Annotated in this window: 21 protein-coding genes; 6 read left to right on the plus strand and 15 right to left on the minus strand. The window is 73.2% G+C overall.

Going from position 1 to position 21,983, the window contains the following annotated elements; all coding sequences use genetic code 11:
* Positions 1 to 3: 3 nt before the first annotated feature.
* The 10 genes from melA to CP984_RS33530 form a co-directional block, all read right to left on the minus strand.
* Positions 4 to 1,347 carry an alpha-glucosidase/alpha-galactosidase gene (gene melA, locus CP984_RS33490; protein WP_003987252.1) on the minus strand — a complete coding sequence of 448 codons (1,344 nt, stop codon included), beginning with the start codon at positions 1,345 to 1,347 and terminating at the stop codon, positions 4 to 6.
* Complete coding sequence (locus tag CP984_RS33495) at positions 1,344 to 2,369, minus strand: carbohydrate kinase family protein (RefSeq protein ID WP_003987253.1); 1,026 nt, start codon at positions 2,367 to 2,369, stop codon at positions 1,344 to 1,346. Before CP984_RS33495 ends, melA begins: the two co-directional genes overlap by 4 nt.
* Positions 2,370 to 2,421: 52 nt before the next feature.
* Positions 2,422 to 3,315, minus strand: a complete 894-nt coding sequence (locus CP984_RS33500) for a carbohydrate ABC transporter permease (protein WP_030178134.1) — start codon at positions 3,313 to 3,315, stop codon at positions 2,422 to 2,424.
* Positions 3,312 to 4,382, minus strand: coding sequence for a carbohydrate ABC transporter permease (locus CP984_RS33505; RefSeq protein ID WP_226048726.1), 1,071 nt, complete (start codon positions 4,380 to 4,382; stop codon positions 3,312 to 3,314). Before CP984_RS33505 ends, CP984_RS33500 begins: the two co-directional genes overlap by 4 nt.
* Positions 4,383 to 4,438: 56 nt before the next feature.
* On the minus strand, positions 4,439 to 5,839 hold the full coding sequence (locus CP984_RS33510) for an extracellular solute-binding protein (RefSeq protein ID WP_003985847.1): 1,401 nt from the start codon (positions 5,837 to 5,839) through the stop codon (positions 4,439 to 4,441).
* A 165-nt stretch (positions 5,840 to 6,004) separates the two neighbouring features.
* On the minus strand, positions 6,005 to 7,075 hold the full coding sequence (locus CP984_RS33515; RefSeq protein WP_078575423.1) for an IPT/TIG domain-containing protein: 1,071 nt from the start codon (positions 7,073 to 7,075) through the stop codon (positions 6,005 to 6,007).
* 20 nt (positions 7,076 to 7,095) lie between these two features.
* Positions 7,096 to 7,527, minus strand: a complete 432-nt coding sequence (locus tag CP984_RS42850; RefSeq protein WP_306464370.1) for a GNAT family N-acetyltransferase — start codon at positions 7,525 to 7,527, stop codon at positions 7,096 to 7,098.
* The gene (locus tag CP984_RS42855) at positions 7,524 to 7,916 is read right to left on the minus strand and encodes a hypothetical protein (RefSeq protein WP_306464371.1); all 393 of its coding nucleotides are present in this window, start codon (positions 7,914 to 7,916) and stop codon (positions 7,524 to 7,526) included. Before CP984_RS42855 ends, CP984_RS42850 begins: the two co-directional genes overlap by 4 nt.
* A complete protein-coding gene (locus CP984_RS33525) occupies positions 7,913 to 8,770 on the minus strand; it encodes a hypothetical protein (protein ID WP_050498787.1) in 858 nt (285 codons plus the stop codon). The genes CP984_RS42855 and CP984_RS33525 overlap by 4 nt, the downstream gene beginning before the upstream one ends.
* An 81-nt stretch (positions 8,771 to 8,851) precedes the next feature.
* Positions 8,852 to 9,676: an inositol monophosphatase family protein gene (locus tag CP984_RS33530; RefSeq protein WP_003985843.1), complete on the minus strand. Its 825-nt coding sequence runs from the start codon at positions 9,674 to 9,676 to the stop codon at positions 8,852 to 8,854.
* Between the two features lie 158 nt (positions 9,677 to 9,834).
* Between CP984_RS33530 and CP984_RS33535 the strand changes: the two genes are divergently transcribed.
* Positions 9,835 to 10,812 (plus strand): AsnC family transcriptional regulator, encoded by a 978-nt coding sequence (locus CP984_RS33535; RefSeq protein WP_003985842.1) that lies wholly within the window; start codon positions 9,835 to 9,837, stop codon positions 10,810 to 10,812.
* 150 nt (positions 10,813 to 10,962) lie between these two features.
* Positions 10,963 to 11,370, plus strand: coding sequence for a VOC family protein (locus CP984_RS33540; RefSeq protein ID WP_030178126.1), 408 nt, complete (start codon positions 10,963 to 10,965; stop codon positions 11,368 to 11,370).
* Positions 11,371 to 11,575: 205 nt separating this feature from the next.
* Here the strand turns inward: CP984_RS33540 and CP984_RS33545 are convergent, their stop codons facing one another.
* The 3 genes from CP984_RS33545 to CP984_RS33555 all read right to left on the minus strand — a co-directional run bounded on the left by CP984_RS33545 (position 11,576) and on the right by CP984_RS33555 (position 14,663).
* Positions 11,576 to 12,475 carry a sigma-70 family RNA polymerase sigma factor gene (locus CP984_RS33545; RefSeq protein ID WP_003985840.1) on the minus strand — a complete coding sequence of 300 codons (900 nt, stop codon included), beginning with the start codon at positions 12,473 to 12,475 and terminating at the stop codon, positions 11,576 to 11,578.
* 117 nt (positions 12,476 to 12,592) lie between these two features.
* Positions 12,593 to 13,222 (minus strand): AAA family ATPase, encoded by a 630-nt coding sequence (locus tag CP984_RS33550; RefSeq protein WP_003985839.1) that lies wholly within the window; start codon positions 13,220 to 13,222, stop codon positions 12,593 to 12,595.
* Between the two features lie 10 nt (positions 13,223 to 13,232).
* Entirely contained in the window at positions 13,233 to 14,663 is a 1,431-nt protein-coding gene (locus CP984_RS33555) for an MFS transporter (RefSeq protein WP_078575424.1), read from the minus strand.
* An 80-nt stretch (positions 14,664 to 14,743) separates the two neighbouring features.
* Between CP984_RS33555 and CP984_RS33560 the strand changes: the two genes are divergently transcribed.
* The gene (locus CP984_RS33560; protein WP_003985837.1) at positions 14,744 to 15,337 is read left to right on the plus strand and encodes a CGNR zinc finger domain-containing protein; all 594 of its coding nucleotides are present in this window, start codon (positions 14,744 to 14,746) and stop codon (positions 15,335 to 15,337) included.
* Positions 15,338 to 15,392: 55 nt separating this feature from the next.
* Here CP984_RS33560 and CP984_RS33565 read toward each other — a convergent pair whose 3' ends face one another.
* Both CP984_RS33565 and CP984_RS33570 read right to left on the minus strand, forming a co-directional pair.
* On the minus strand, positions 15,393 to 15,737 hold the full coding sequence (locus CP984_RS33565; RefSeq protein ID WP_003985836.1) for a hypothetical protein: 345 nt from the start codon (positions 15,735 to 15,737) through the stop codon (positions 15,393 to 15,395).
* 32 nt (positions 15,738 to 15,769) lie between these two features.
* Positions 15,770 to 16,984, minus strand: a complete 1,215-nt coding sequence (locus CP984_RS33570) for a beta-ketoacyl-[acyl-carrier-protein] synthase family protein (protein WP_003985835.1) — start codon at positions 16,982 to 16,984, stop codon at positions 15,770 to 15,772.
* Between the two features lie 381 nt (positions 16,985 to 17,365).
* Between CP984_RS33570 and CP984_RS33575 the strand changes: the two genes are divergently transcribed.
* From CP984_RS33575 to CP984_RS33585, 3 genes are all read left to right on the plus strand, one after another.
* Positions 17,366 to 19,588: an NADP-dependent isocitrate dehydrogenase gene (locus tag CP984_RS33575; protein WP_003985834.1), complete on the plus strand. Its 2,223-nt coding sequence runs from the start codon at positions 17,366 to 17,368 to the stop codon at positions 19,586 to 19,588.
* Positions 19,589 to 19,820: 232 nt separating this feature from the next.
* Entirely contained in the window at positions 19,821 to 20,786 is a 966-nt protein-coding gene (locus tag CP984_RS33580; protein WP_030178120.1) for an alpha/beta hydrolase, read from the plus strand.
* Positions 20,779 to 21,981 (plus strand): acyltransferase family protein, encoded by a 1,203-nt coding sequence (locus tag CP984_RS33585; protein WP_003982578.1) that lies wholly within the window; start codon positions 20,779 to 20,781, stop codon positions 21,979 to 21,981. The genes CP984_RS33580 and CP984_RS33585 overlap by 8 nt, the downstream gene beginning before the upstream one ends.
* Positions 21,982 to 21,983: the final 2 nt, after the last annotated feature.

A 21,983-nucleotide genomic window follows, 5' to 3' on the forward strand; every position in this document is an offset into this window, starting at 1 on the left:
GCCTCAGTGCCCCAGTACCTCCCGCAGCTCCGGCTGGAGCAGGTCGGCGTGGGCGCGTACGAGGTCGTCGCACAGGTCCCAGATGCGTTCGACCGGGAGCGCGGCGGCGGTGGCGGGGTCCGTCATCGCCGCGTGCCGGATGTGCCGCGGCTCGCCCTCCACCGCGGCCCGTACGACCAGGTCGTTGGCGCTCACGTAGGTCCGGTTCAGGGCCGCGCACTGCGGCGGCAGGGCGCCGACCCGGGTGGGCTGCACGCCCAGCGAGTCCACCAGGCACGGCACCTCCACCACCGCCTCGGCGGGCAGGTTGTCCACCAGGCCGTGGTTGGGCACATTGCCGTAGACCGTGCGCGGAGTGCCGGAGACGATGCTGTGGATGATCTGCGGCGCGTACTCCATCGTGCCCTCCACCGGCAGCGGCGAGCCGGCGGCGAGGGCGTCCCGGGTCTTCTCGTACTCGGCGGTGTTCTCCTCGATGATGTCCAGGTACGTGCCGATCGGCAGCCGCAGCCGCTCCACCTCGCTGTCGTGGTGCAGATACCAGGGCACGTATTCGGAGGAGTGCTCGCTGGTCTCGGTCGGGTAGTAGCCGAGCCTGCGGTACATGTCCACGCGTACCCGCCGCAGCAGTTGCGGGTCCTTGGCGATCGCGTCGTCCAGCAGCGGGTACAGACTCCGCCCGCCCCGCTCGAAGCGCAGCACCCACGCCTGGTGGTTGACGCCCGCGGCGAGGTACGTGATCTCCTCGTACGGGACGTCCAGCAGCTCGGCGAGGTCCCGCACGGTCCAGTAAACCGAGTGGCACAGGCCGACGACGCGGCGCAGCGGGGTGGCCCGCGCCAGGTACATCACGTTCATCGCCATCGGGTTGGTGTAGTTCAGCAGCCAGGCGTCCGGGCAGAGTTCGGCGATGTCGTCGGCGAGGGCGCGCAGCAGCGGGAAGGTGCGCAGCGCGCGGAAGATGCCGCCGACGCCGAGGGTGTCGCCGATGGTCTGGCGCAGGCCGTAGCGGGCGGGGAGGTGGAAGTCCGTACGGGTGGCCGCGTTCATGCCTACCTGCACGGTGTTGATGACGAAGTCCGCGCCGTCGAGCGCCGCGCGCCGGTCGGGGTGCGCGGTGATCCGCGGCTCGGCGCCGCGGACGGCGGCGATGTGGCGGGCCGCGCCCTCGGCGGTGGCGAGGCGTTCGGCGTCGATGTCGTGCAGGGCAACGTGGATGCGCCGCAGCTCGGGGAAGGCGAACAGGTCGGCGAGGAGGCCCTGGGTGAAGACGACGCTGCCGGCGCCGATGAACGCGATCTTCACGGCGCCGGTGCCGGTGCGGCCGGTCGGGGCGGTGCTGGTCATGCGTGGCTCCCTGGTCGGGTGGTGAGGGCGGCGGCGCGGGCCTCGTCCCGGGTGGGCTGGGCCGCCGTACCGCCGTGGGCGCGGGTGGACAGGGCGCCGCAGGCCGCGGCGAAGGAGAGCGCCGCCGGCAGGTCCATGCCGTGCAGGACCGCGGCGATGAAGCCGGCGTCGAAGCTGTCGCCCGCGCCGACGGTGTCCACCGGGTCGGCGGGCACTGCGGGGGTACGGGTGAGGACTTCGCCGTCGTGGGCGAGCGCGCCGGCCGCCCCGTCCTTGACGACGACGAGCGGGCCGAGGCGGGCGAGGGCGGCGGCAGCGGAGGCCGGGCCGGTGCCGGGCCCGTCGCTTTCTGGCGCCCCTTCTGCTGTCCCTTCCGGTGCTCCTTCCACCGAGCCGGGTGCCAGCGTCGCGGCCAGCGCCCGCGCCTCCGCCGCGTTCGGCAGCAGGAAGTCGGTGGACTTCAGGACGGGACCGAGGAGTTCGGCGTCCCAGCGCTGCCCGGGGTCGTCGTTCGTGTCGAGCGAGGTGGCCGCGCCGTGCCCGCGGGCCCGCGCGAAGATCTCGCCGAGCGACCGGGCCAGCCGCGGCATCAGGAAGAACGATCCGGCGTGTACGTGCCGGGCCCCGGCCAGCAGCCGGTCCGGCACGTCCTGCGGCCCGGTGGCCGCCAGGCAGCCGGGGGCGGTGAGGATCGCGCGGTCGGCGCCGTGGGTGAGGACGGTGGTCAGCGGGGTGGGCAGCTCCGGGTCGGTGGCCAGCGCCGAGACATCGACGCCGCGCCCGGCCAGTGCCGTACGGACGAAGGCGCCCGCCGCGTCGTCACCGACCCGCCCGGCGAACGCCACGCGCAGCCCCAGCCGGGCGGCGCCGCAGGCCGTGATCGCGGCCGACCCGCCCATCAACAGGCGCCCGCTGTCCACGAGTTGCTCACGCTGCCCGAACTCCGGTGTGCGCGGGACCGGGCCTACCACCACATCGGGGTTGGCGTCGCCGATCACGAGGAGATCGAAGGGACGGGGCACGGACACCTCCGGGACGGGGCGGGTGGCGGAATCGATAGGGGCATGGGGCCGGCTACCCCTTCAGCCCGCTCGACGTCAGCGACTGGATGAAGGTCTTCTGCGCGAACAGGAACGCCACCAGCACCGGCAGCACGGTGATCACATTGCCCGCCATGATCGCCGACCACCGGTTGTGGTGCTGCCCCTGAAAGGTCGTCAGGCCCAGCTGGAGGGTGTACTGGGTGTCGTGGTTGATCGCGATCAGCGGCCAGGTCAGGTCGTTCCAGGTGGTCAGGAAGGTCAGTACGGCCACGGTCGCCAGCGCCGGGCGGGCCAGTGGCAGGACGACGGAGTACAGCACCCGCAGCCGCGAGCACCCGTCGATCCAGGCCGCCTCCTCCAGCTCCCGGGGCAGCGCGAGGAAGAACTGCCGGAAGAGGAACACCGCGAACGGGGTGACCAGCGATGGCACGATCAGCGCCCCCAGGGAGTCGATCAGCCCCAGCCGCTTCATCACCAGGAACGTCGGGATCATGGTCAGCTGGAAGGGGATGACCATGGTCGCCAGCATCAGCCCGAGCAGCAGCCGGGACCCGGCGAACCGCATCCGGGCGAAGGCGTAGCCGCCCAGCGACCCGAGCAGCAGGTTGGAGAGGACCGCCGTGACCGCGACGATCGAGGAGTTGGCGAACCACCGCGGGAACATCGCGTTGCCCAGCACGTAGTCGTACCCGCCGAGATCGATCCCGGACGGCCACAGCGCGGGCGGGAAACGGTTGATCTCCGCGTTGGTCATCACCGAACTGAGCACCAGCCACACCAGCGGCAGCGCGAAGCCCAGCGACAGCGGCGCGAGCAGCAGGTGCCAGGCGCTGAAGGGCAGGCGGCGGTGGCGGGCCGGGCGCCGTGGCGCGCTGGTCCCGCGCGGGCGCGCGGTCCCGGGCGGCACGGCCGCGGGCGCGGTCACCGTACCGCTCCGTCCGGCGCGGCGCCCGGCCGTCGCCGCCGGTACAGGCGCAGGGCGGCGCCCGCGACGAGCAGGGCCGCGGCGAGGACGTACGCGGCGGCGGCCCCGTATCCGGCGGTGAACATCTGGAACGCCTGCTCCCATACGAAGTAGACGATGACGGTGGTCGACCCGAGCGGGCCGCCCTTCGTGGTCACATAGATCAGGTCGAAGACCTGGAGCGCGGTGATCAGCTCCCACAGCAGCAGGAAGACGGTCACCGGCGTCAGGGAAGGCAGCTTGATGTGCCACAGCACCCGCAGCCGGTTCGCGCCGTCCAGCCGCGCGGACTCGATCAGCTCTTGTGGTACGTCCTGGAGCGCGGCCAGGTAGACGACGACGCAGAAGCCGACGCCGCTCCACAGCGAGATGGCCACCAGCAGATACAGCGCCTGCCCGGGGTCGGAGAGGAAGCCCTGCCGGGACACGCCCAGGTGGTGCAGCAGCGAGTTGGCCACGCCGAACTGCGGGTCGAGGATGAAGAAGAACAGCACGCCCTGCGCGGCGGCCGAGATCACGAACGGTACGAAGATCAGCGTCCGGTAGAGGCCGATCAGCCGGATGCGGCGGTTGAGCGCCAGCGCGAGCACCAGGCCGCCGGCCAGGCTGAGCGGCACGTACAGGCCCGCGTAGACAAGGGTGTTCTCCACGGCCGTACGGAATCCCGGGTCCCGCACCAGCGCGCGGTAGTTGTCCAGCCCCACCCAGCGCCCCGGCGTGACCAGGTCGTCCGCCCGGAAGGAGAGCAGCAGCGACCAGACGACGGGGACGATGCTCAGACCGAGGATGATCAGGACGGACGGGCTGATGAACGCCCAGGCGGTGGCGTTCTCCCGGCGGGCGCGGCCGGCGAGGGTGCGGGGGCGGCCGGGGGCGGGGCCGGACGGATGCCGGTTCCCGCGGCGGCGGCCGGGGGTGTCGTGGCCGGGGCCCAGGGTCAGGGGCCGGGGAGTCGTGCGGCGGGGCGGGCCACCCGGTTCCGTACGCTCCGGTCTCGCACGATGGTCGGCACGCGGCCTCGGCGGCATGGCACCCTCTCCCGTCCGGCCGTGTCCGGCCGCTGCGTCGTGCGCGTCGTCCGGTCTCATCGGGGAATCAGCAGCGCCGCGTCGGCCTTCTCGGCACAGGTGCGCAGCGCCTCGGCGGGGGAGCTGCGGCCCAGCAGCACGGCGACGATCGCTTCGCCGACCGCCTGCGAAATCTGCGGATACGCCGGGTGGACGGGCCGGACCCGCGCGGTGCTCAGCGCGGTGGTGAACACCGGCAGCCCGGTCGTCCGCCCCTCGTAGCCCCGCCACTCGGGCCGCCGGGCGGTCGCCGTGCTCAGCGGCAGACTGCCGCCGTTCACCGCCCACCGCACGTCCTGCGCCGGGTCGCCCAGCCAGCGCAGGAACTCGACCGCCGCACGCGACCGGGCCGGGCCGTTGTCGAACACGGTCCAGGTGTCCGGCCCGGAGATCGTGCACGGCCGGCCGCTGTACGTCGGCGGCGCCACCACGTCGTAGTCGACCTTGCCCGCCACGATGTCCGGCAGCTCCCACGGCCCGGTGGCCATCATCCCCATCCGGCCGCCGATGAAGACCTGGTGCATCTGCTCGCTGCCCGGCTTGGGGTCCACGTAGACGCTTCTGTCGGCGGCGAGCCGCGCCAGCGTGGCGAGCGCCCGCTCCCCGACGTCCTTGAAGCCGATGCTGTGCCCGTCCGGGGCGATCACCTCGCCGCCGAGGTCCCACACCAGCGGCCACAGCCGCCAGACGGTGTCCTCGTCGCCGGTTCCGGGCCAGCTCGTGCCGAACGTGCCGCGGCCCGGGTCGGTCAGCAGGCGTGCCGTACGGATGAAGTCGTCCCACGTCCAGCCGGGCTTCGGGTAGGGCACCCCGGCCTGCCGGAACAGTTTCCGGTTGTAGACGACGCACAGGGTGTCCAGGACGGCGGGCGCGGCCCGCACCTTGCCGTTGAGCGTGACCGCCTCGCGGACCGAGCCCCACAACCGGGGCCAGTACGGGGTGTCCCGCAGCGTGTCGGTGAGGTCGACGACGCGCGGACTGCGGGCCACCCGCGCCAGGTCGGCCCCGAAGATCAGCGCGATGTCCGGGTACGAGCCCGCGGCCAGCGCCGCCGTCACCTTCTGGAGCATCGCGTCGGCCACCACACCGCCGCCCCCGGCGTCCACGCGGATACGGGACTGCCGGCGGTTGAAGTCGTCGACCAGCGACTGGATGGCCTTGCGGCCGGTGTCGGCCTGGCCGTGCCACATCTCGACGGTGATCCGGCCGTCGGGACCGACACTGCCGGCCTCCGAGGAGGCGCAGCCGGCGAGCAGCGGCGCGCTTGCCGCCCCCGCGGCGAGGGCGGCGCCGGTGTGGAGGAGGTGGCGGCGGGAGGGCCCGCCGGAGTGCCGGGGTGAGCTACGGGCACCCCGTGCCCATAACCCCGTCGTATCCGTACCCGCGCTGCCCGTGCCCCCGCCCGGTGCGTCGCCCATCACCGGCCATCCCCTCGAAGAACCGGTCCGAGGTTCCGAAGAACCGTGTGCGGCCGCTCCCGGGCCCCCGAGCCGGACGGTCGGGAGCCCTCAAGAGCTAACCAGCAGGCACCGATCGGTGCAATGGTGCTGCCGCGACGGCTGGGGCGCCGCCGGGCACCGTCCTCAGCGCCGCGGTGTCGCGTCCGTGTACGTGAACCGGTCCGCGTCCACCGTCGCACTCGTGCCGCCCGCCGTGGTCACGGTGACGTGCACGGTGCCCGACCCGGCGGGCGAGGTGCTGCTGCAGAACGAATCCCCGCAGGACACGTGGGCCGCCGGCGCGCCCCCGAAAGCGATCGTGCCGCCCGCCAGGTTCGAGCCCAGCACATACACCGAAGTCCCGCCCCGCGCCGGGCCGCCGCGCACGCTCAGCCCGGTCACCACCGGGGCGGCGGGCGGCGCGGGCGGCGGCCCGGTGTATGCGAAGCCGCTCGGCGCCCCGGCCGCTCCGCCCGGCGTCACGACCGTGACCGGAACGCTGCCGGAACCGCCCGGCGAGGTGGCGGTGCATCGCGTGGCCGTGCAGCTGACGTTCTTGGCCTCCTCGCCGCCGAAGAGGACGAAACCGGTGTCCAGACCGGTCCCGGTGAGGGTGACGGCGGTGCCGCCGGCCCCGGGCCCGGTGACCGTGTCGATCGTGGTCACCACCGGCCGTTCCGGCACCTCGGCGGGCCGCTGCGGGCCGTTGACCGTGTACGTGCTCACGTTGTTGGCGGGGTTCACGTCGTCGCGGTTGGCGACGGTGGCCCTGATCACCCCGGACGGCCGCTCCGCCCCCGAGGACACCTGCACCTTCATGAAGTCCCCGCGACCGGGCACCCGCGTCCCCCGGAAGGTCGCCTCCAGATGCCGCCCGTCCGGCGACACCCGCTCGCTGAACGTGTAGTCGTACGGCGTCGAGTACATCAGCGCGCCACTGGTCCTCAGGCCGGGCGGCAGGTCCACGGTCAGATGAGTGATCCCGGTGGCGTCGGCCGTACCGACCGAGGTCCACTGGACGGAGAAGTTCCCGTAACTGTTCGGCTGCGTCGGATAGTTGCCCGCCTGTGAGACGGCGACGTCCGGGCCGGTGGCGGTGGCGCCCGGGCGGACGGCGTCCGCCGCGAGGGCGGGGCCCGCCGTGAACAGGGCGGTCACGGCGAGGACGAGGGCCGACCAGGCCGCTGCTAATCGAGTTGTCATGCCCTCCGTCATCGCCCGCACGGGTGTTCCTGTTACGCCCCTTCCGTCACGCCTGTGGCCGGATGGGGGAAATCCGGCCGTACGCTCAACTGGCTTCCCAGCTCTTGGAACCCCAGCGCCCGTGCCACGCGCCGCGAGGCTGGTGGACGGGCGCGCCACTGGGGCAGGAGCGCGGCGGCGAGGGCGTGTGTCGTGGCGGCGGATGCTACGCGGCGGGTGAGGCCCTGACCGCGCCGCTCCGGCGCGGTGAGGACGCAGAGGTGCGCGGTGTCGCGGGGCCAGTGGCGATAACCGGCGGCGGCCAGGAGAGGCGGCCCGGCGTCCGGGCGGCCGGTGTCGGTCGGGCGGTCGGGGGCTTCCGATGTCTCGCCCCGCATACGGAGGGCGAAGACGGGCGAGGTGACCTCCGCCAGCCCGCTCTCCTCCGCGTCCGCAGGGCCGACCGTCCCCAAAAGGGCTCTCACGCCGGATGTTCGGCCGAAAGGCGCTCCACACCACCCTCGTACGGTACGGGCCGAAAGGCGTCATCCGTCACGTACGCAAGGGTGGCCGGACCCAGCACTTCCGCGACGGGCAGTACCGAACGGACGGGGCCGGCGCAGGTCAGCGCGTCGGCCGGGAGGGTGCTGAACGCTTGCCGCAGGGTGCGGGCGACGGCGGTGTCCGGCGCGGTCACGATGGCCGACCGGCCGAGCGCCACGATTCCCACCCATCCGGGCGGGCACAGCCCGGAGCCGGAGGAGGTGACCACGGCCGCGGGGCTGCCGGGCGGCGGGAACGTGACGGCCGCCCCGCTCACCGTCTCCCACAGATTACGTACGCGCCGCAGCACGGCATCGTCCGGCGCCGTCACGCTCGCCGCCACCACACCCGCAACGGCCCGACCGTTCGGCACCCGTTCGCCACCGCCGCCTCCAGGTCGGCGCCGGATTCGTAGCCGACGACCGGCAGGCGGGGCCAGCGGGCGGCGACGGTGGCGAGGCATGCTGCCCAGGTGTTCCGCGGGGCGTATCCGTAGGTGTCGGCCTCGGGAGCTGTGAAGACGTTGGACAGGCCGACCACCGACGCGCTGACGGTGGCGACGGCCCCCGCCACGACCCGCCCGTCGGCGGACCGCGCGCGCAGGAACGTGGTGGCGTCGTCCGCGAGCAGCTCCGGCCGGAACGGACCGCAGTCGCCCGGTCCGGCGCCCCAGGCCGATGTCCAGGCGGGCAGGTCGTCGGGGGCGGTGAGCGCGTCCCAGGTGATCTGGTACGTGGGCGTGTGCGCGGAGGCCGGAGCCCGGGCCGTCGGGGCTGGGGCCGGGCGGTGGATCCACTGGGCTTCGAAGAGCACCTCGAAGCCCGCCGGGGTCAGGTCCAGGCACGCGAAACTGTCCTTGACCGAGCAGCCCGGGGACACCGTGTCGATCCGGGACAGCAGGCCGGTGAGCGGCGAGAGGCTTCCGGGGCGGACCGTTCCCGAACGCCCGCTTTCCGGCTCCGTGCTCGTCGGCGGGGCGAGGCGGTCGGTGAGCGTCACGGCGTCCGGGTAGAGCGGGGGCGTCCGGCGGGAACTGGTCCAGGCGTCATCGCCGAATTCGCCGTTGACGCCGTGTGCGCGGCAGACCGCCGCGCACCACTCGGCGTTGTTACGGGCTGCCGCGCGCACCCAGGTGGCCTGGCCCGTCACGTCCGCCACGGCTGAGGTGGTCCCTGCTCCGTCCATGGGCCGATCATGGCACGCGGACAACGCCCGCTCCACGGCGTTGTGTTGCGTGCCGGGAGCGCCCCGCACGCGCCCCACCGATCACGGCTTCAGCAGTTGCAGCAGTTCCCCGTGCAACGGGCGCGGCGCCACCAGGAATCCGGTTGCCCCGGCTCGCCACGGGCGCCCCTCCGTGTCGGTGACGACGGCGCCCGCCTCCCGGGCGACCAGCGCGCCGGGCAGCAGGTTCGCGTCGTCCCGCCCGTACTCCCAGAACGCGTCCAGCCGCCCCGCCGCCGTGTCGGCTATCTGCCACGAGGTGGGGCCCAGGTTGCGGACGGCGCTCACGGCGGGCAGGACCGCGGCGAGCGACCGTCCGGCCGCCGCGGCGGCCGCGGGCTGCTCCGCGATGAAGGGCGGATGGCTGGTGCCCACGAAGGCAGCCTCCAGCCGGGTCCGGGGCGAGGGGGCGACCGGTTCCCCGTTGCGGGTGGCGCCGTGCCCGGCCGCGGCGAGGTACGTCTCGCCGAGCAGCGGCGCGTGCAGCGCGGCGGCCACCGGCTCGCCGTCCCGTACCAGCGCGAGACTGACACAGAACTGCGGGAGGCCCTGCATGTACTGCACGGCACCGTCGATCACGTCCACCATCCACGCGTCACCGACCGCCGGCAGCCCGGCGTCCGCGCCGCTGCCGAGGCTGTGCTCGCCGTGCAGTTCCTCGGCCCAGGGCACGCCGGGGAGCAGCGCGTCCAGGTGTCGGCGCATGACGGCGGTGGCCGGGCTTTCGATGGCGAGGTAGGCCGTGGCCAGTTCGTCCATGGTGTCGGGGGATGGGGCGGTGGCGCGCCGCGGGGACTTGACCAGGAGGGCGCCGACTTCGTGGGCGGCGGTGGCCATGGGGGAGAGCAGGGCGGCGTATGTCGTCATGATCTTTTCCGTGTTTCCGTGTTTCCGTGCTTGCGGTCTTCGCGGTCTTCGCGGCCTTCTCGGCGTTGTCCGTCTTCGGACGCTTGATGTGCCGATCCTGAGCTGCCACGGCTCGCAACGACCCGCCCAAGCGCCGCAAGTGAGCGAAACTGACTCTCATGCCGCAGAAAACGAGCGAGTCCGTACGTGACACCCCCCTCCTTGACCTCCGCGACCAACGGCTGATCGCCGCGTTGCAGTGCGACGGGCGGCTCAGCGCCGAGCGGGCCGCCGAGGTGCTGGGGGAGAATCCGCGTACGGTGCACCGCCGTTGGCGGGCGCTGACGGGCGACGGCACGGTCAAGGTCGTCGCCGTGCCCGTACGGCCCGATTCGGTCGGCGCGCTGTTCCTGCGCATCAAGGTGCTCAAGGGCAAGCTGGACGCTCTCACCGCGGCCCTGGCCGCCCGCCCGGACATCCCGTTCATCGACCTGTCCGCCTCGGGCGACGAGATCACCGCCGTCTCGCTGACCGAACTGGGCTCCCGCGACCACCTGGTGTTCCGGCAACTGCCCGCCACGCCCGCGGTGGCTTCCGTGTCCGCCGCCACGGTGCTCCACGTCTTCGCCGAGGCGTCCGACTGGCGCCACGACGTCCTCACCCCCGAGGAACGCGCCGCCCTGACCCCGCCGCCGGGGGAATCCGAACCCGCGGGAGACAGCCCGGCCCCCGACCCGGTGGACCGTGACATCTTGGCCGCCCTCCAGGACGACGCCCGCACCCCCGCCGCGGCGATCGCCGCCCGTACCGGGCACCCCGCCTCCACCGTCCGGCGCCGCCTCGCCCGCCTGATGTCGGACGGCCGGCTGAGCACCCACGTGGCCGTGGACCCCAAGCGCCTCGGACTGCTCATCGACGCGAACCTGCTGATGCAGGTGCCTCCGGACCACCTGGACACCGTCGGCCGCACCCTGGCCCGGCACCCCGCCGTGCACGGCGCGTTCGCCACCACCGGCGCCGCCAACCTGCACGCCGCCGTCTGGGTACGGGACCTGGCCGCCCTCTACCGGCTGATCACCCACGACCTGGCGGGCCTGGGCATCAGCGGCGTCGAAACGCTCCTCGTCGGACACGCGGTCAAGCGCCCGGGCCACTGAGCGGGGCAGACGCCGGTACGCGTGCCCGCGAAGCCGCTCGACGGAACGGGAATCGCCGCCTACCATCTCCGGCGACGGCATCGCGTGTCGGTCACCGGCTGGGTGAGGCATGGAGGTGCCCGAGAGTTTGCCTTACGGAGGCATGACTCAGTGTCAGTGCAGTTGAACCACACCATCATCCACTCCCGGGACAACCGGGAATCCGCGGAATTCCTGGCGCACCTCCTCGGACTCGAAGTCGGCGAGGAATGGGGCCCGTTCATCCCGCTGGAGACCAGTAACGGCGTCACCCTGGACTTCGCCACCATCCCGGCGGAGTCGATCGTCATGCAGCACTACGCTTTCCTCGTCAGCGAAGCGGAATTCGACGCGGCCTTCGCCCGCATCCAGCAGGCCGGCCTCACCTATTACGCCGATCCGCACGGAAAGCAGCCGGGCGAGATCAACCACAACGACGGTGGGCGCGGCGTCTACTTCTTCGATCCGGCCGGCCACGGGATGGAACTGATCACCCGCCCGTACGGGAGCGGTGCCGCGGAAAAGGACTCCGCCACCTGAGAGTCCCGGCCGAGCCCATCCCGCCGGAAGACCGGACGGCGGCCCGGCAACAGCACCGGCATCCGCACCACCCCCTGACCACGTGACGGGGGCGGGCGCCCGTGGCATCGCTCCACGGGCGCCCGCACGGCCTCATCGCCCCCGGCTGTACGGGTTCTGCATGCGGGGTCGGCCGAGGCTGCACCCAGGCCGCATCATCGCTCCGCTACCCCCGCCCCTCCCTCTCCACCTCCAGCCCCAACCCCAGCCCCCGCAACCGCTCCGGGTCCGCCAGGATGTCGATCGCGACGATCTTGCCGCCCGCGATCGTCAGGCCCATCACCGACACCGGCCCCCTGTCCGCGACCGTCACGATGCCCATCGCCCCGTTCACCAGCGCGGGCCGGGCGAAGTGCGCGAAGCGCCGGAACATGAAGGCCCGTCCGGCGACCTCCCGCGCCCCGCGGGCCGTCGCGGCCAGGCCCGGGAACCCGGCGCCCGTGTCGGCGCGGAGCACCACGTCCGGATCGAGGACCGCGACCAGCGCCTCGAAATCACCGCCGCGCGACGCGGCCATGAAGGCGTCCACGACCTCCCGCTGCCGGGCGAGGTCGGTGTCCGGCGTGGCCGTCCCCCGTACCCGGCGGCGCGCCCGGCTGGCCAGCTGCCGCGCCGCGGCCGGGGTGCGCCCGACCACCGGCCCGATCTCCTCGAACGCCACGGCGAACATGTCGTGCAGCACGAACGCCAGCCGCTCCGCGGGCGCCAGCGTCTGGAGCACCACCAGCAGGGCCAGCCCCACCGAGTCGGCCAGCAGCGCCTGGTGCTCGGGGTCGATCCCGTCCGCGCCACCGCCGACGACGGGATCGGGTACGCGTACGTCGAGGGACTCCTCACCGCGCGCCGTACGCGAACGCAGCATGTCCAGGCACACCCGGCCGACCACGGTCGTCAGCCACCCGCCGAGGTTGCCGACGCCGCTCACGTCGGACCGGCTCAGCCGCAGCCAGGACTCCTGCACGGCGTCGTCCGCCTCGCTCAGCGAACCGAGCATGCGGTACGCCACCGCCCGCAGATGCGCTCGGTGCTCCTCGAAGCGCTCCGCCAGAAAATCGTTCTCGTCCACCGGTCACATTCTTCCGTCGGGTTACGTCACCGCTATGACGAACCGTTTCCGCCCGATGTGACACGCAGCCCGCGGACGACCGGAAGTACCTGCTTCGTACGCCCCCGCCCTCTCACCTCAAAGGCGAATGTGCTTGAGACTCGTCCACGTGCGGCGCAGCCGGCCCTGGAGCGCGCTGTCCGTGTTGGGGGCCAGGCCCAGCCCGGCCGTGGCGGCGATGTGGTCGGCGACCTGCGGCACCGTGAGCCGGTCGGTCCACACGTGGTCGGCGAACTCCGGGCCGCTCAGCCGCTCCAGACAGCGGTCCAGCTTCGCCACGGCGAAGCTCTCCCGCCGCAACGGGGCGTCCCGCCCGGCGACGAACCCCACGGCATGCCCGAAGTTGCGCTCCCGCAGCCGCCGCAGCACCGTCCGCCGCTCCGCGAGCAGCGCGAAGTGCCGTACGTCATGGCCGCGTTCGCGCAGCCGCCCGACGGTCTCCCGGAAGTACGCCGGTTCCACGAGCGTCATCGGCGCGATCACCGTGCCGGGATGCTTGGTCAGCACCAGGTCGAGCACCTCGTAGACGCCCTGCCGCCACGCCGGGAAGTCCTGGAAGTCGCCGCGCAGCGCCGGGGGCGTCATCCGGTGCAGACCAAAGCCGACGCGTTCGGGGTCGCAGACGACGCTGCCGGGAAGACGACGCCGTATCTCGTACGCGGTCTGCGTCTTGCCGCCGCCGAAAGGGCCGTTGATCCACAGGAGCATGGGCAGCACCCTACGAGCCCGGGGCCCGGCGGGGCGAGGGGCGGAGCGCCGCGCTCGTGGGACGTGTACCGGTACGGCACATCAGCAGCGTGCAGCCGAGAAAGAGCAGTCCGGCGAGGACCTGGAGCGCGGCGGCGGCCAGCAGGGCGCCGGGCAGCGACCGGGCGGCGAGCGGCCCGGCGGAACCCGCGCCGAGGGCGAACCCGGTGATCTTCAGGCTGGCGCCGGTGGTGAAGATCTGGCCGCGCAGGTGCTCCGGCGCCTCACGGTGGCGCACCGCGAACAGCGCCGTCAGCTGCGGCCCCTCTCCCAGGCCCACGAGCACCGCAGCGCCGAGGAGCAGCGCGGGCGGCCCGGCCGCTGCCGTCATCAGGAGCGCGACGGCGAGTACGGCGGTGCTGCACACGAGGACGGTGTCCGGGCGCAGCAGTCCGGGTCGGCGGGCGAGCGCCGTGTTGGCGAGGAGGGCGGAGGCGGCGACGACGGACAGCAGAAGCACGCCATGCCGCGCGTCACCGAGGAACCGCGCCCCGAGCAACGGGCTGCAAGCGGTCAGCATGCCCTGGCCCGTACAGGAAACCACCGAGGTCACGGTCGCGCGGGCCAGCGGCGGGGTGTGGCGGACGGCCCGGAACCCGGCCGCGAGACCGGCCAGGACGGAGGGGGCCGCCGGGGACCGGCGGGAGGTGGCGCGGCGGGCCGGACGGTCAGGAACACACGGGTCGGACTGCTTGCCGGGCCGTGGACCGGGCTCCGGGCCGGGCCGTGCCCCGCTCGGCGCCCCGAGCTCCAGCGACTGCGCCCCCGCGGGCTGTGTCCGTACGGACGGCCCGGCAGGCACCCCACGTACGGACGCCCCCACAGGCCCCCCACCCCCACACGCCACCCCAGGCAGCCCATAAGCACACGGCACCGCCACCACGATCAAAGCGGCAGCCACCAGCACCCCCGCCGACGCCCCGGCCGCCCCGGCGACCAGCCCGGCCAGTGCCGGCCCTGCCAGCGAAGCGGCGTTGAAGGTCATGGCGTCGAGAGCGGTCACCCGGGGCAGCAGTCCGGGCGGCGCGGCGCGCGGTAACTGCGCGGTCCAGCCGCCGGACAGGGCGGGCCCCAGCAGCCCGGCTCCCAGCGCGACGAGCAGCGTGACGACGAGCGGTACGTGTCCCAGACTCGCCAGGACGACGGCCAGGGCCGCGGCGTATCCGGCGAGCGCACCGGCCAGCAGGCGGCCCGGCCTGGCGGACCGGTCGAGCAGGACACCGAAGAGCGGGCCGCCGACCGCCGCCGCGATCGTGATCGCGGCCAGCAGCGCCGGGCCCGTGGACGCCGATCCGGTGAACACCGGCCCGGCCACCAGCAAGGCGGGCCCCGACATCTCGTCGCCCGCGCGTGCCAGTGCCGCGCCGGTGAGGGCGGATCCCACCGCGTAACGCTTTCGCATGCGCGCCACGGTAGGTACGTAACGGAAACCTTGACCAGATGCGTTACATGCCGCCGGACGCTGCACTACCGTCGGCTCACATGCAGCCCACGACCCCGCCCGCCGGACACCGCGACGAGACACCCGCCGCGCGCCGCGAATGGACCACCCGGCATGCGGTGCAGGCCACCGCCCGGCGTACCGCCGCCCTCGTGAACGCCCTGGTGGACAAGGCGCCGTCGGCGGATACGGTCACGGAGGTCCTGCGCGAGCACGGCGAGGACGGTCCGATCGAGCTGTCCGCCGACGATCTCGCGGAGTTGCGGTCCGCCGCCCTGCGGCTCCGCGAGGTGTTCGCGGCCGACGACACCGACCGCGCGGCGGAGACGCTGAACCGCCTCCTCCGGAGCACCGCCGGCACGCTGCGCCTCACCTCGCACGACGGCGCGAGTCCCTGGCACCCGCACTTGGACAGCGCCGACGACGCCCCGTGGGGCGAGTGGTTCCTCGCCTCGTCGTCCCTGAGCCTGCTGGTCCTCCTGTGGAACCACCAGCGCCCGCCCGGCGGCGTCTGCGCCTCCCCCGCCTGCCGCAACGTCTACCTCACCCTCGGCAGCGGCCCGCCGCGCCGCTACTGCTCCCGGCGCTGCGCGACCCGGGAGCGCGTGGCGGCGTACCGGCGGGCGCGGGGGTGAACCGGGCGCGCCCGGTCGTGTCCTGCCTGCCCCGCCCGTCCTGCGGACATCGCTCTCAGCGCGCCACGACCGCGTCGAACAGCGCCCAGCCGTCGGTCTCCACGTCACCCGGCTCCGCCGGCAGCAGGCCGCGGGCCCCCGCCTCGTCGAGGAACCGGCGGACCACCCCGGGCTCGTGGAGATTGAGGTGGTGGGAGCCGGTCGCGGCCGTGCCGCCGGGCAGGTAGCCGTCGCCGATGGCCCGGCCGGGCCCGGCCCTGAAGACGATCCGCAGGGTCGCCCGCGTGCCCGCCCGGTGCAGTGACAGCACTTCCCGGCAGTCGGGGTGCCGGTGGCGTACCGACCACAGCCAGTCCGTGCCGTCGGCGGACAGCCGCCGGATCCGGTTGTTGCTGCGCATCGCGCCATCGTACGGACGGCCCCGCGCCCCCGTCAGGGCGCCGCCGTGAAGATCAGCGACGCGTTGTGCCCGCCGAAGCCGAAGGAGTTCGTCAGGGCGGCGGACACCGCCCCCTTGCGCGGCTCGCCCATGACGACGTCGAGCCCGATCTCCGGGTCGAGGGTGTCCACGTTCTGTGTCGCGGGCACGATGCCGTCCCGTACGGCCAGGATCGCGGCGAGCGCGCCGACCGCTCCGGCCGCCCCGAAGAGGTGCCCGGTCATCGACTTGGTCGCGGTGACGGACGGGTGGGTGCCGATGGCGTCCCTGAGCGACCGGGCCTCCACGAGGTCGCCCAGGGGGGTGGACGTCGCGTGGGCGTGTACGTGGTCCACCTCGTGCGGGGCCAGTCCGGCGGCGGCCAGCGCCAGCCGCATCGCGCGGACCTGCCCCTCGGGGTGGGCGGCCGTGATGTGGTGGGCGTCCGAGGTGACGCCCGCACCCGCGAGGGTGGCGTGCGCACGGGCCGCGCGGAAACCGGCCCGCTCCAGGACGACCACGGCCGCGCCCTCACCGATCACGAAGCCGTCCCGGTCCACGTCGAACGGGCGGGACGCCCGCTGCGGCTCGTCGTTGCGCGTCGAGTGCGCCCTGGCCTGCGCGAACCCGGCCAGCGGCAGCGGGTGGAGGCATGCCTCCGCACCGCCCGCCACCACCACGTCGGCCCGGCCGAGGCGGATCAGGTCCAGGCCCATCGCGAGGGCCTCGGCCCCGGAGGCGCAGGCGCTGACCGGGGTGTGGGCGCCGGCGCGCGCGCCCAGCTCGATGCTCACCCAGGCGGCGGGGCCGTTCGCCATCAGCATCGGCACGGTGTGCGGGGACACCCGCCGTACGCCGGAGGTTTCGAGCACGTCGTCCTGGCCGAGCAGGGTGAGCGCGCCGCCCGTACCCGTACCGATCACCACGGCCAGCCGCTCGGGATCGACCTCGGGCGCACCCGCGTCGGCCCACGCCTCGCGCGCCGCGACGAGCGCGACCTGTTCGCAGCGGTCCATGCGCCGGGCCTGCACCCGCTCCAGGACCTCGGTCGGTTCGGCCGCGAGCCGGCCCGCGATCCGTACGGGGAGCGAGGCCGCCCACTCCTCCTCGATGGCGCTGATGCCGGACCGCCCGGCCAGCATGCCGTCCCAGGTCGCGGTGGCGGTCCCGCCGAGCGGCGTCGTGGCGCCGAGTCCGGTGACCAGCACGGCGTCGGTGGCAGCGGACATGGGAAGTTCCCCCTTTGTCGTACGGATACAACTCTCCGAGCCGTGTGCGGCCGGTGAGTGATCAACTTGGTACCGACTCTTCCAGGTGGTTGTCACGAATTCAGGTGCCAACCTCGACGGAGTCCGGCCGCTGGATTTTGTAAGGTTCCTGCAAGCAGTGGCAGTCGTTGGGGGAGCGCGCGGGGGAGCGGGCGCCTGGGCGACGGTCAGGAAGAACGCACTACGGAGGCGGTCGGGCGGCTTGCCACGGCGGCTTCACGCAGGCCGCCGGCCCGCCCGCCCCACCTCATCCACCCCATACGGGCAGGGCCCTTCCTGGAAGGGCCCGATCACGAGATATCTTGATGTCGAGCAATGTTGCAGACGTGGAGCGGAGCACCGGTGACTGACTCGACCATCATCTACACCCACACTGACGAGGCCCCGGCCCTGGCGACGTATTCGTTCCTGCCGGTGATCGAGGCCTACGCCTCGACGGCCGGGGTCGCGGTGGAGAGCCGTGACATCTCCCTGGCGGGCCGCATCATCGCCGGTTTCCCGGAGTGGCTCCAGGAGGACCAGCGGATCGACGACGCCCTCGCCGAGCTGGGCGAGCTGGCGAAGACGCCCGAGGCCAACATCATCAAGCTGCCGAACATCTCGGCCTCGATCCCGCAGCTGAAGGCGGCCATCGCCGAGCTGCAGGAGCAGGGCTACGCGCTGCCGGACTACCCGGACGACCCGAAGACCGACCAGGAGCGCGACATCCGCGCCCGCTACGACAAGGTCAAGGGCAGCGCCGTCAACCCGGTGCTGCGCGAGGGCAACTCCGACCGCCGCGCCCCCGCCTCGGTGAAGAACTACGCCAAGGCCAACCCGCACCGGATGGGCGCCTGGTCCGCCGACTCGAAGACCAATGTCGCGCACATGACCGGCGACGACTTCCGCTCCACCGAGAAGTCCGTGGTCATCGCCGAGGACGGCGCGCTGCGCATCGAGCTGGCCGGTGACGACGGCTCGACCACCGTGCTGCGCGAGTCGGTACCGGTGCTCGCCGGCGAGGTCGTGGACGCCTCCGTCATGCGCGTCGCCGCGCTGCGCGAGTTCCTCAAGGAGCAGGTCGCCCGCGCCAAGGCCGAGGGCATCCTGTTCTCGGTGCACCTGAAGGCCACGATGATGAAGGTCTCCGACCCGATCATCTTCGGCCACGTGGTGCGCGCCTTCTTCCCGAAGACCTTCGCCGCGTACGGTGACGTGCTCGCCCAGGCCGGCCTGACCCCGAACGACGGTCTGGGCGGCATCTGGAAGGGCCTGGAGTCGCTGCCGCAGGGCGAGGAGATCAAGAAGTCCTTCGACGCGGAGCTGGCCGAGGGCCCGGACCTGGCCATGGTCGACTCGCACCGCGGCATCACCAACCTGCACGTCCCCAGCGACGTCATCGTCGACGCCTCCATGCCGGCCATGATCCGTACCTCCGGCCACATGTGGAACAAGGACGACCAGGAGCAGGACGCCCTCGCCGTCATCCCGGACAGCTCGTACGCCGGCGTCTACCAGGCCGTCATCGAGGACTGCAAGGCCAACGGCGCGTACGACCCGTCGACCATGGGCTCGGTGCCGAACGTCGGCCTGATGGCGCAGAAGGCCGAGGAGTACGGCAGCCACGACAAGACCTTCGAGATCCCGGCCACCGGCACGGTGCGGGTCCTCGACAAGGACGGCAACGCCGTTCTGGAGCAGACGGTCAGCGCCGGCGACATCTTCCGCATGTGCCAGACCAAGGACATCCCGATCCGCGACTGGGTCAAGCTGGCCGTCACCCGCGCCCGCGCGACCGGCGACCCGGCGGTGTTCTGGCTGGACGAGGACCGCGCGCACGACGCGAACCTCATCGCCAAGGTGAAGCAGTACCTCCCCGAGCACGACACCGAGGGCCTGCAGATCGAGATCATGTCCCCGGTCGAGGCGACGAAGTTCTCGGTCGAGCGCATCCGCCGCGGCGAGAACACCATCTCGGTCACCGGCAACGTGCTGCGCGACTACCTCACCGACCTGTTCCCGATCCTGGAGCTGGGCACCAGCGCCAAGATGCTCTCGGTGGTGCCGCTCATCAACGGCGGCGGCCTCTTCGAGACCGGCGCCGGCGGCTCCGCGCCCAAGCACGTCCAGCAGCTGGTCAAGGAGAACTACCTGCGCTGGGACAGCCTGGGCGAGTTCCTCGCGCTCGCGGTGAGCTTCGAGCACCTCGCGCAGAAGACGGGCAACGCGCGCGCCCAGATCCTCGCGGACACCCTCGACCGCGCGACCGGCACGTTCCTCGCCGAGAACAAGTCGCCCAGCCGCAAGCTCGGCGGGATCGACAACCGCGGCAGCCACTTCTACCTGGCCATGTACTGGGCCCAGGAGCTGGCCAAGCAGACCGAGGACACGCAGCTGGCCCAGTCCTTCTCGGCCCTCGCGGCGACGCTGGCCGAGCAGGAGCAGAAGATCGTCGACGAGCTGATCGCCGTCCAGGGCAAGCCGGTCGACATCGGCGGCTACTACCAGCCCTCGGTGGCCAAGGCCGCGGCCGTCATGCGCCCGTCGCAGACGTTCAACGAGGCGCTGGCGACCCTCGGCAGCTGATCCGGCACCGGCGGACGGGGCGCCCCGTCCGCCGCGCCACCCGCACGGGTCCGCCCCGGCCGGCACTTCCGCCGGCCGGGGCGGACCCGTTCCGCTTCCCGTGGCCGGCCCCTACCTGTAGTACTCAGGAGCTACGCGCCAGGTGCACTCCCCGGCGGGACGCCGACCACACGGCGTGATCCATACATTCCGTACCGCAGCCCGCACTTCACCGGTACGGAAGGAACCCCACATGGCGACCCGCCCACGCGCCCGCCGCCTGCACCGCGCCCTGCTCGCCGCGCTCGTCACCGCCTCGGTGGCGCTGCCGGTGTCCGGCGCGGCCCGCCCCGCGGCCGTACCGGCCCCCGCACCCGCCGCCCTCGCGCCGCTCACCGCCGCGACCCCGGCCGCCCTCGCCGGACGCTACGCCGCCGGCCGCGACGGCATCCTGGCGGCCGAGCGCGCGGCGGCGCACCACGGTGACCGGACGCGGGCCGCCGCGCTGCGCGCCATGGCGGCGCCCACGCGGCAGTTCCTCTCCTTCGACGGCAGGGACGGCGGCCGGACCGCCGAAGTCGTCGGCGACCTGGCGCGGGCCGAGCGCATCGCCGTCCTCGTACCGGGCTCGGACACCAGCCTCGACACGTACGAACGCTTCCGCGCCGACGCCGTGGCGCTGCAACGGGAACTGGGCGGCCGGTCGGCCGTCGTCGCCTGGCTCGGCTACGCGACGCCCAGCCTGACGAGCCCGGACATCCTGACCCCGGCACTCGCCGAAGCGGCGGCCCCTCAACTGGTCGACTTCCTCGACGAGTTGACCGTTGCCAAGCCTGCTGCCCGCGTCTCGCTGCTCTGCCACTCCTACGGCTCGGTCGTCTGCGCCCGTGCCGCCCCGGACCTCCGGGTCGCCGGCATCATCGTTTACGGCAGCCCCGGCACCGGTGTGGACAGCGTCCGCGACCTGCACACCCGGGCCACCGTCTGGGCGGGCCGGAGCGCCGGGGACTGGATCGCCCACGTGCCGTACGTGCGGATCCGCCTCCCCTTCATGACCCTCGGCTTCGGGACGGACCCGGTATCGGGCGCGTTCGGCGCCCGGACCTTCGACGCCGGTTCCGGCGGTCACGGCGACTACCTGAAGGCCGGTTCGGTGTCGCTGCGGAACCTCGCGCGCATTGTGGCGGGGGAGTACGCGGCGGTGAGCGGCCGTGGGTAGGAGACCGGCTCTCCGGGGGGCCGATCTGCGGAGCCTCGCCCGGCGCATCGACGCCGCCACCCCGCCGACCCGCGACCGCGCCGTCGACGCCCTCCGGGCCGCCGCCATCCTCGGCGTCGTCCTCGGGCACTGGCTGGTGACCGCACTGGTCACCGACAGCGGAACCGTACGCGGTGCCAGCCCGCTCCAGCACTTGCCTCAACTCACTCCGATTTCCTGGCTGTTCCAGACCCTGGCGGTGTTCTTCTTCGTCGGCGGGCAGGTGGCGGTACGGAGTTACGCGGCGGCCCGCGCCCGGGGCGTCTCGTACGGGCGGTGGCTCGGTACCCGTATCGCGCGGTTCTACCGGCCCGTCGTCGCCCTGCTCGCGCTGTGGGCCGTGGTCGCGGGCGCGATGCTCGCCTCGGGCGCGGACCTGGCGACCGTACGGACCCTGCTCAAGCTGGTCTGGTCGCCGCTGTGGTTCCTGCTCGTCCTCACGGCGCTCACGGCGGCCACTCCGCTGGTCGCGAAGGTGCATCCGTTGTGGCCGCTGGCGGTGGTCCTGGCGGTCGACATCGTCCGGTACGGGCTCGGCGGGCCGGACGCGCTCGGCTGGGTCAATGTGGCGGCGGGCTGGCTGGTCCCGTACTGCCTGGGCGCGCTGTGGGCCCGGGGCGGGCTGCGGGGCCGTACGACGGGCTGGGTGCTGCTGGCCGGGGGAGCGGCCGCCACCGCGCTCCTCGTCGGATACGCCGGATACCCGGCCTCGATGGTCGGCGTACCGGGTGCCGCCGTCTCCAACCTCAACCCGCCGACCCTGGCAGCCGTAACGTTCGGCCTCGCCCAGTGCGGAGCGGCCCTGCTGCTCCGCGACCCGCTGCGGCGGCTCCTCGCACGGCCCGCGGCCTGGGCCGCCGTCGCGCTGCTCAACCTCTCCGCGATGACCGTCTTCCTCTGGCACCAGACCGCGCTGATGGCGGTCACGGCAACCGGCCTGCTCGCGGAGCACCCACTCCCCGGCCTGCACACCGAGCCCGACGGCGCCGTCTGGGTGGCGGCCCGGATCGCCTGGCTGCCGGTGTTCGCGGTGGCGCTCCTGATCTGCTGGACGGCCTTCCGCGCGCACGAGACGCACGAGCGACGGAAGCCGTCCAAAACGACGTTGGTACACGAAGGGCGGCCCGCCCGGGAAGAGATGGTGCACGGTGCTTAAGG

The sequence above is a fragment of the Streptomyces rimosus genome, assembly GCF_008704655.1.
GTDB classification, from domain to species: domain Bacteria; phylum Actinomycetota; class Actinomycetes; order Streptomycetales; family Streptomycetaceae; genus Streptomyces; species Streptomyces rimosus.